The sequence below is a fragment of the Amycolatopsis sp. NPDC051758 genome (assembly GCF_044453095.1).
Lineage (GTDB): Bacteria > Actinomycetota > Actinomycetes > Mycobacteriales > Pseudonocardiaceae > Amycolatopsis.
In genome coordinates this window covers 70,557-78,872 of record NZ_JBITCJ010000024.1, presented here as the reverse complement: position 1 = coordinate 78,872, position 8,316 = coordinate 70,557, and the positions used below count along the sequence as shown (strand labels likewise).

7 protein-coding genes and 2 pseudogenes are annotated in these 8,316 nt (G+C 66.5%); 2 read left to right on the top strand and 7 right to left on the bottom strand.

All coding sequences use genetic code 11. The features are described from left to right. Positions 1-455: 455 nt before the first annotated feature. Positions 456-1,323: pseudogene (locus tag ACIA5G_RS52180) on the bottom strand (IS5 family transposase). Positions 1,324-1,466: 143 nt separating this feature from the next. Here ACIA5G_RS52180 and ACIA5G_RS52175 point away from each other — a divergent pair. After that, positions 1,467-2,469 (top strand): annotated as a pseudogene (locus ACIA5G_RS52175) (IS481 family transposase). A gap of 111 nt (positions 2,470-2,580) precedes the next feature. Then, positions 2,581-2,811, top strand: coding sequence for a hypothetical protein (locus ACIA5G_RS52170; protein WP_395937738.1), 231 nt, complete (start codon positions 2,581-2,583; stop codon positions 2,809-2,811). A 27-nt stretch (positions 2,812-2,838) separates the two neighbouring features. Here ACIA5G_RS52170 and ACIA5G_RS52165 read toward each other — a convergent pair whose 3' ends face one another. The 6 genes from ACIA5G_RS52165 to ACIA5G_RS52140 form a co-directional block, all read right to left on the bottom strand. Next, positions 2,839-4,347 carry a DUF6461 domain-containing protein gene (locus tag ACIA5G_RS52165; protein WP_395937736.1) on the bottom strand — a complete coding sequence of 503 codons (1,509 nt, stop codon included), beginning with the start codon at positions 4,345-4,347 and terminating at the stop codon, positions 2,839-2,841. Positions 4,348-4,627: 280 nt separating this feature from the next. Beyond that, the gene (locus ACIA5G_RS52160; protein ID WP_395937734.1) at positions 4,628-5,578 is read right to left on the bottom strand and encodes a hypothetical protein; all 951 of its coding nucleotides are present in this window, start codon (positions 5,576-5,578) and stop codon (positions 4,628-4,630) included. Between the two features lie 149 nt (positions 5,579-5,727). Next, complete coding sequence (locus tag ACIA5G_RS52155; protein ID WP_395937732.1) at positions 5,728-5,985, bottom strand: tyrosine-type recombinase/integrase; 258 nt, start codon at positions 5,983-5,985, stop codon at positions 5,728-5,730. Between the two features lie 44 nt (positions 5,986-6,029). Then, entirely contained in the window at positions 6,030-6,650 is a 621-nt protein-coding gene (locus ACIA5G_RS52150; protein WP_395937730.1) for a tyrosine-type recombinase/integrase, read from the bottom strand. A gap of 135 nt (positions 6,651-6,785) precedes the next feature. Then, positions 6,786-7,181 (bottom strand): hypothetical protein, encoded by a 396-nt coding sequence (locus ACIA5G_RS52145; protein WP_395937728.1) that lies wholly within the window; start codon positions 7,179-7,181, stop codon positions 6,786-6,788. Next, on the bottom strand, positions 7,178-8,316 hold a 1,139-nt coding region (locus ACIA5G_RS52140), incomplete at its 5' end, for a tetratricopeptide repeat protein (protein WP_395937726.1). The genes ACIA5G_RS52140 and ACIA5G_RS52145, both read right to left, overlap by 4 nt.

Sequence of the window (8,316 nt, the reverse complement as noted above, 5' to 3'; positions counted from 1 at the left end):
GACCGCTGGGGCGGCGTACGGTTTGCCCGACCCGGACCACTCCGGTGCTGACGTTCCCGCCGTGGAGTGGAATCTCGTCGTTTCCCATGAGAGTCCTCGTGGCAGGTTCCGGATACGCGTCGGTGGTGCGCCTCTGGTGTACGGCACGGCAGGCGAGGCATGGGAGGTCGCCGCCGGCCGCGGTGTGCGGATGCGGTCGACGAGCTGGCAGCCGTCAGCACGGCGGACGAGCGCTGCACTTCGTCCGTACGTCGGCATGAGCGTGCGTCCTGACGAAGGATCGAGCAGCGGGAGCATACGCTCGTCGGCGGAAGCACAGCTGCGCCCGTGTGTCACGAGGCACCAGGCGGCCGGAATCGACCAGCGCTCCTTATCGCACACGAGAGGACGTCTGCGTGTAGGTGCCCGGCCGATCTGGCTGGGTGCTGCTGATGGCCTAGGAGCTGTCCTGTAAGTCATCGGAGCCAGAGCACGATCGCGGCCAAGGTGAGTTCGGCCTGGTAGTAGGCGGCGCGCTTGGCATAGCGAGTGGCCAGATCACGAAACTGCTTGAGCCGGTTGAAGCACCGCTCGACCACATTGCGCTGCTTGTAGACCTCGGGAGCGAAGACCGGTGGCCGCCCGCCGCGGGAGCCCTTGGCTGCCCGGCGGGCGATCTGATCGTCCCGCTCCGGGCTGACGAAGGTGATCCGCTGGTCTCGCATCGCCTGGCGGGTCGAGGGATGCGAATACGCCTTGTCGGCGATCACCGTCTCCGGACGGCGCCGCGGGCGCCCGGGTCCTGGCCGGGCGACGCTGATCCCGTCCAGCAACGGCACCAACTGCGGATTGTCACCCGCTTGGCCCGCGGTGAGCAGGAACCGCATCGGCAGACCCCGCCCATCGACAGCGAGGTGGATCTTGGTGCTCAGCCCGCCGCGGGACCGCCCGAGTCCTTCCCCGTCGAGAGCGAGGACTTCGATGTCGTCGCTGCATCCCCTTTTTTCCGGGCGCCAGCAGCGTGCTGGTGCGCCCGGACCATGCTCGAGTCGACCGAGATGATCCATTCGAGGTCGCCGACAGCGTCATCTTTGACGATCACCCGGTCCAGGATCTTCGCCCAGGTGCCGTCCTTGGTCCACAACCGCAGCCGCTCGTGCGCGGTTTTCCACGGCCCATACCGTTCGGGCAGGTCACGCCACGGAGCACCGGTGCGCAGCTTCCACAGGATCGCGTTGATCACCTGCCGGTATCCCGCCACCGCCGTCCACCGCCTTGCTGCGGTGGCAGCAGCGGCTCGATCACCGCCCACGCCTTGTCCGTCAATTCACCGCGACCAACCACGTCCGCAATCCAACCGGACCGCAGCTAGATGTTGCGGGTCATGACGTTGGTGACGCCGGCAAGGGCCTGAGACGAGGGACAGGTCTTTCAGCGGCAGGATGAGAAGTGCGACCAACTCGTCCGCCGAGCAGAAAGACCCGTCCATGCACCACCGTAATGCCCCGCTGTCCGTCGAGGGCCGCCGCCGGCTCGTCGCGCGTTGCCAGACCCGCCCGATCGCCCACGTCGCCGCCGAGATGGGCATCTCGCGGCAATGCGCATCCAAATGGGTCAACCGCTACCGCCGCCACGGCGAAGTCGGTCTGCTCGACCACCCGAGCGTTCCGCACCACCAACCCACCGCCACACCCGCCCAGGTCGTCGCCCGGATCGAGCAGCTGCGCCGGCAACGGAAGTACTCCGCCCGCCGGATCGCCACCGAGCTGACAGCCGAAGGCATCACCATCTCGGTCCGCACGGTGGGCCGGCACCTGCTGCACCTCGGGCTCAACCGCCGCCGGTTCCTCGACCCCACCGGCGCCATCAACAGGGCACCGCGGCGGATCATCGCTCGCTGGCCCGGCCACATGGTCCACCTCGACGTGAAGAAGACCGGCCAGATCCCCGACGGCGGCGGCTGGCGCATCCACGGCAAAGACAGCGACCACGCACGACAGGTCGCCCGCGGCAAGACCCGAGGTCAGCGGGCCCGTTACACCTACCTGCACTCCGCCGTCGACGGCTACTCCCGTCTGGCCTACACCGAAGCCCTGCCCGACGAAACCGCCCGCACCGCGATCAGGTTCGTCCACCAAGCCCGCGCGTTCTTCGCCCGCCACGGCATCACCCACATCCACCGCCTGGTCACCGACAACGGCGCCTGCTACCGCGCGAAAGACTTCGCCACCCGTCCTGCGCGGAGCCCGTCACCAGCGGATCACGCCCTACACCCCACGCCACAACGGCAAAGTTGAGCGCTACAACCGGATCCTGGCCGAAGAGTTCCTCTACGCCCACGCCTGGACCAGCGAAACCCACCGCACCGCGGCCCTGGCCGTCTGGAACGTGCATTACAACTATCATCGACCACACACTGCTGCTGGAGATCAGCCACCAGCGTCCCGGCTCCACGCCGGCGTCACCAACGTCATGGCCTCATACAGCTAGATCACTTACAGGACACGCCCTAGGGGCATTCGACGCGCCGCGAGGTAGCCGGTGAAGTTTCGGTAGATCGTCCAGGGGGTATTCGAGCGCCACGAAACTGCAGTCTGGGGAGTGGTGCTCGTGTACCGGATCAAGCCGTCCAAGCCTTCCGCCGTGTTCGGTGCGGTCGTCGGCGTCGCGATGATCATCTTTGTTCTGGTGCGGTTCCCGCTGCGCGAGCCGTTTATCTGGCTGTGGCTGGCCGTCGCGGTGGGTGTCGTGGGCTTCAGCCTGTGGGCGGCGTTTGCCAAGCGCGGCGCCGAGAAAGTGGTTGTCGAAGACCGCCCGCAGTCGGGTTCCTGAGTGGTACGACCCACTTCGGTCAGCCCGTCAGCCAGGACGGAGAAGTGTGTGTGGCGTGTCGAGCCCTTCCGGGGTGAAGGTGATGCCGGTGACGGCCTCACCCAGTGCGAGCAGCCACGCAGCGGCATTGCCCGCTGGCGCTGGGAGCGACGTGGTGTAGGAAGCCAGGGGTGCCGGGACGTCGCCCTGGCCCGGCCGGACCACGGCGACGTCGTGGTCAGGTTGGGCGAAGTAGGCCAGTTTGTTGCCGCGTGTCTCCCAACCGACGTTGAGCACTGTCGTGTGCGACCGAAGGACGTCGACGATCTCGTGCGCGAACGGGCTCCGGTTGAACGCGATTGCAAGGGTCCAGTCGCCCTCGCGCCGCAGGGCGACCTGTTCGGTATCGGTGAGAGACACCGGTCCGGCACCGAACACGATGCCGCCGAACGCCGCCGCGACGGTGTCGAGCGGGACACTTCGCGCGTAGGTGACGGAGGCTGCGAGGCCGAGCCAGTGGTCGGTGATCCACGCGTGGCGTTCCAGCGGGCCACCGGTACCGGCACGCGCGCCGTCCGCGCCGGACGGCGCCGGCGGACTTCCCAGCAGGGCTAGAAAACCGGCGAGCATCGGCGCCGGATCCAGGCGGTCCAGTTGCTTGGCGAGTTTCGCCGCGTCGATCGTCTTGAATGCCGCCGTAAGGGGGTTCGGCGCAGTCCGCAGCGCGCGCACGGCGTCCAGGGCGACGAGCCGGAGGCGGTCGGCCCCCGGTGAGTAGCCGCCGTAGCCGCTCGCGCCGGCCTCGTAGCGGGCCGTCCGGACCAGTTCGTCGAATTCCCTGTCTCCGCCGGATACCCCGGTCAGCCCGGCCGCGGCGACCACTTCGTCGACGGCGGCACGGGCGACTGTCAGCAGCGACTCGTCCTCGGCGCGACGCAGCGCGGCGGCAAGCACCGGGTGCTGGTATTCCAGCGTCTCGAACCCCGGCGTCACCGGGTGCGCGTCTTCGAGGTGTTCCGCGATCGGCGCGACGAGGACCTCGCCGGACAGCCAGTCTTCAGTGAACGGCCGTCCCGTCAGCCGGGCGGCTAGGAGGAGCAGGCCTGTTCGCCAATGACCCGCCGCCCAGTCGATCTCCGCGACCAGCGACGTGAGGCAATCGGGCTCCTCGCCGTCCTTCCATGAGTCGGCGCCCGCTTCGAACGCCGTCTTGATGCGGCCGTCGACGGCGTAGCTGAACCTGGTCAGTGCCTCGATATTCCAGAAGGCGCTCACCGTCTCGCCCAGCCGCGATACCCGGCGCAGGACCTCGGGCCGCGAGCCCTGGAAGCCGTTGGCTTCGATCGCGACGACGTACTCGCCCTGGCGGCACATGGCGACCGCGTACGCCTCGTCGAAGTCGTCCCCTGCCTGCGCGAACGGGATGGTCCGGGCCTCGTTTGCCACCCCGCCGAAGCCGCGGACCACGGCGTCGACATCCGTCGTCTTCACCATGGTCACGCAGGCGGCTTCACCCAGCGGGGTCGTCGACAGCCAGTCGAAATCATCCTCGGTCACCACTCCTTTGTAGCGGCCTGGATGCGGAGTTGCGAGGCAGCAAGCCTCCGCGCAGCACGGTCCCGTGCGGTGCGGACGTCCTCGACTCGGCAGGGCTGTCCGCTCTGCGGCATGTGAGTGCGTTGGTGGTGCGGGCGTGGCTCGGGCCTGCGTGGCCAGCTGGCGTGACGACATAGCGCCAGCTGAAGTGCGGCGACGATAGAGACAGGTGACCCTGAGGCACACCTGCTCTTGAGAGCGAGAGTGATGACAGGTACGGCGGTTGACCTTGTCGCTTCGCTCAAACAGCGGATGTTGAGCGGACTTGCGCCGACTGCCGGATTACCGTGGCGAGTCCGCTCCCAGGACGGCAGAACGCGCGCGATGCAGCGGACGACACCTGCCATTGGTTGACGTGCGCAGTCCCTTCAGGGTCCAAGACCAGAAAGTTATCGGTGTCGCCGGTGGACGCCAGCAGGCGGGGTCCAAGAGGCAACGCGATGGTCTTGGCGGTGTTGACTCCAACGCCGCCGAGAAGCCCGAGCCGCCCGTCGTTGCCGACCGCGATGGCCGGGGCGTCACCGATCAGGAATTCGCCTGTCGCCGGTGTGGACACTTCCAGGCCGCGCGCGTCGAGGTTCGTGCGGGCCAGCTCGAACAGGCGTTCAAGACTATCGCGGAAGTAGGCGTCTGCCTTCTTCAGTGCGAGATGAGGTGCCAACGCTTCGTCCAGCATCATTTCGAGACATTCGGGCCCTCCCGGCACCAGTCCGTACCTCTTGGTGAACTCGGCGGCAAGAAGGTCGCGATGTGAGTCGAGGAATCTGGACCGGAGGGCGTCGAGATTCTTCGTCCACAGGTCGTCCAGGAACGGCCGCGTATGCACCGAGCGGACCAGATGCAGCGCAATGGCGTCCTTGATGGTCCGGACGTGCTTTGGGTGGTCGAAGATGGAGCGGTCGCTGCATGCAGCTATTGCGTTGTCAAGATTGTTCTCGACTGTTTGCCATAGTTCTTCGAGAGACTTGGACGCATAGCGCACGAAGTTCGTTACGTAGCCGAACCCGTTAGGGCCGAGAAAGCGGGACTTGGCGTCAAGGCGGTCGAGGTTGACGATCTCGACGAGGCCGGCCCGCGGGTGCGGTGGGGCGGCTGCGAATCGCTTACCGATCACCTTCGACAGCAGATGCTGCTTGCCGATGTTCAGATCAGCCAGCGGCATACGCGACCGTATGCGGTCCATCGGATCCATGCGACGACGATCGCATGGCGGGCTGAAGCACGGCGTGTCGGACTTGGCCGATGGGGTTGGCGAAACTCAAGTCTCGGTACCAGACGTCGTTCGTCGGCATGAGCGCGCACTCGGCTGTCCAACGTCCGCCTATCAGCAGGTGAGTGTGGTCAGGTACCGGATGCCATGTAGGCGGCGAGGATGTAGTTCGGGTGATGGTCGAGGTTCTTGCGTGCCCGGTCGTAACACATCGTCGTACGCGGGTCTGCATGGCGGGCGGCGATCTGCACGTCCCGCAGGTCGACGCCGGCGTCGAGCTTCGTGGTCACGAAGGTGTGGCGCAGCATGTGCGGGTGCATCCGCGGGAGCCGTACGATCGACTGCTCGGCCAGTCGCCGCAGCCGGCGGGTGGCGCAGTGCCGGTCCATCCGCCGCCCCCGCAGGTTGAGCAAGATTTGGCCCCGAGGGGCGGTCACTCATCGGGTGGTCGATGGCTCGCCCGCCCGACCGCTGGCGGAAGCGGCACCAGAACGATCTTGGCGCCTTTGCCGACGACCCGCAGCACCCGGTGCCCATGGTCCTCACCGACATCGGCGACGTCGCTGCCGCAGGCCTCGAAGATCCGTAGGCCCAACAGCCCGAGCATCGTCACCAACGCGAAGTCGTTCCGGTTACCTGACTCACGGGCCGCGCTCAGCAACGCTTCGAACTGCAGATGCGACAAGCCCAGGGTGAGTGATTCGGCGGGGACAACCGGTCGGCGGACGTAGTCCGCGGGTGAGTGCTCCAGCGCGGCGTCGATGACGCAGGTTCGGTAGAAGCCGGTGACGACCGCCATCCGGCGCGAGACAGTCGACGGCTTGAACCGGCGAACCTCCTGCATCCACCGCACATACCGCTCGACCTGCGGCCGCCGGATCTCCAGGGGGCCGATGTCCTGATCAGCGCACCAGGCGAAGTAGATTTGCAGGTCGGACTGAGTGTGAACGCGGGACGTGCCGGTGTAGCGGCCGAGGTAAACCTCCGCGGCAAGTCTGAGGATAAGGTCGTCCTCGATCGAGGAGTCGGGCTGGGTTCCGGGTGGATTTGCCATGGTTTCCACGGTCGACGCGAGGCCTACCTGCAACTATGCCCGTCACCCCCCCCTCGCGGCATGAGCGGACGTTCCCTATCGGCCGTTGGTGGTAGTTGATGCGTGTCGCATCGGCGCGATTGTGTCGGCCGGGAGCTACGCGGGCGGGTCTTCCGGCCTCGGCAGGTCGAGAAGCTGGTCGGAGCTCAGTTCGGACAGGTCACGTGGGCCGTCGTAGGTGATCAGTGTGAGGGTCGTGTTTTCGTCGAGGTCTTGCCTGATCTTGTCGATGAGATCTTGTGCTCGTCGACGCTTACGGATGCGGTCCGCCAGGTCGGTTACGGCCAGCGCGGCCGAGGGGATGGAAACGATCAAAGCGGCTACCGCGACTGGGTCGACTGACTTCTCGTTCTCGCGGCTGGAATCCCCGGAGTGCGATGTGCTCAACGAGGTTTCGTGCACGCGGTATCCCCAACCGCCGATCAGCTCGTCGAGGCTGACCTTCGCAGATGCCAGGCCGGCGGTGGTGTCACTCTCGATACGGATGATCATCGTTCGTCGTTCCCTTGGCTGAGATGGTCGAGCAGGCTGGTCAGCCGTTCTACGAGGGTGCTCGCACCGATCTTTGTGGCGGCCTGAAGGCCCTCATCGGCTACTTGCTGGGCCTGTTGGATCTCATCGGCCGCTGCGAGCAGGCTGGCCAAGGTCAGGGCGACGACGGCGAGGCCGTCGGCGCGCTGGAGGTCGCGAAAGATCGTGTAGGACTCGATCAGTTTGGGTGCTGCGGACTCGTGATCTTGCTGAGCTAGGTGAATCTGGGCCAGGTCCCAGTTTGCTGCGGCGATACCGTCGAGGCCGCCGAGACGCTTGTTCGTCTCTAATCGTTTGAGCTGGAGAGATGTTGCTTCGTCGTAGTCCCCCTGCTGGTAGAGGATGTCGCCGATCTTGCCCCAGGTGACGGCGATGGAGCGGGTGTCGCCCAGCCGCTCGAAGACCGGCAGGGTGACGTCGCGGTAGATGCGCAAGGCCTCGTCGTAGTCCCCGCGCCGTTCGGCAATGTCGCCGATCTTGCCCCAGGTGACGGCGATGGCGCTGGTGTCGCCCAGCCGCTCGTAAGCCGGCAGTTCGACGTCGTGGCGGATGCGCAGGGCCTCGTCGTAGTCCCCGCGCCGTTCGGCAATGTCGCCGATCTTGCCCCACGTGAGGGCGATTTCGCGGGTGTCGCCCAGCCGCTCGAAGACCGGCAGTTCGACGTCGTGGCGGATGCGCAGGGCCTCGTCGTAGTCCCCGCGCCGTTCGGCAATGTCGCCGATCTTGCCCCACGTGAGGGCGATTTCGCGGGTGTCGCCCAGCCGCTCGAAGACCGGCAGTTCGACGTCGTGGCGGATGCGCAGGGCCTCGTCGTAGTCCCCGCGCCGTTCGGCAATGTCGCCGATCTGGCCCCAGGTGACGGCGATAGAACTGGTGTCGCCCAGCCGCTCGAAGACCGGCAGAGTGACGTCGCGGTAGATGCGCAGGGCCTCGTCGTAGTCCCCTCGCTGGTAGAGGATGTCGCCGATCTGGCCCCAGGTGACGGCGATAGAACTGGTGTCGCCCAGCCGCTCGAAGACCGGCAAGGTGACGTCGTGGCGGATGCGCAGGGCCTCGTCGTAGTCCCCTCGCTGGTAGAGGATGTCGCCGATCTGGC

What these genes read in the sequence shown, in the direction of transcription:
- ACIA5G_RS52155 (WP_395937732.1), bottom strand. Translation starts at nt 5,985, where the DNA reads ATGGACCGGCACTGCGCCACCCGCCGGCTGCGGCGACTGGCCGAGCAG.
- ACIA5G_RS52150 (WP_395937730.1), bottom strand. Translation starts at nt 6,650, where the DNA reads ATGGCAAATCCACCCGGAACCCAGCCCGACTCCTCGATCGAGGACGAC.
- ACIA5G_RS52160 (WP_395937734.1), bottom strand. Translation starts at nt 5,578, where the DNA reads ATGGATCCGATGGACCGCATACGGTCGCGTATGCCGCTGGCTGATCTG.
- ACIA5G_RS52145 (WP_395937728.1), bottom strand. Translation starts at nt 7,181, where the DNA reads ATGATCATCCGTATCGAGAGTGACACCACCGCCGGCCTGGCATCTGCG.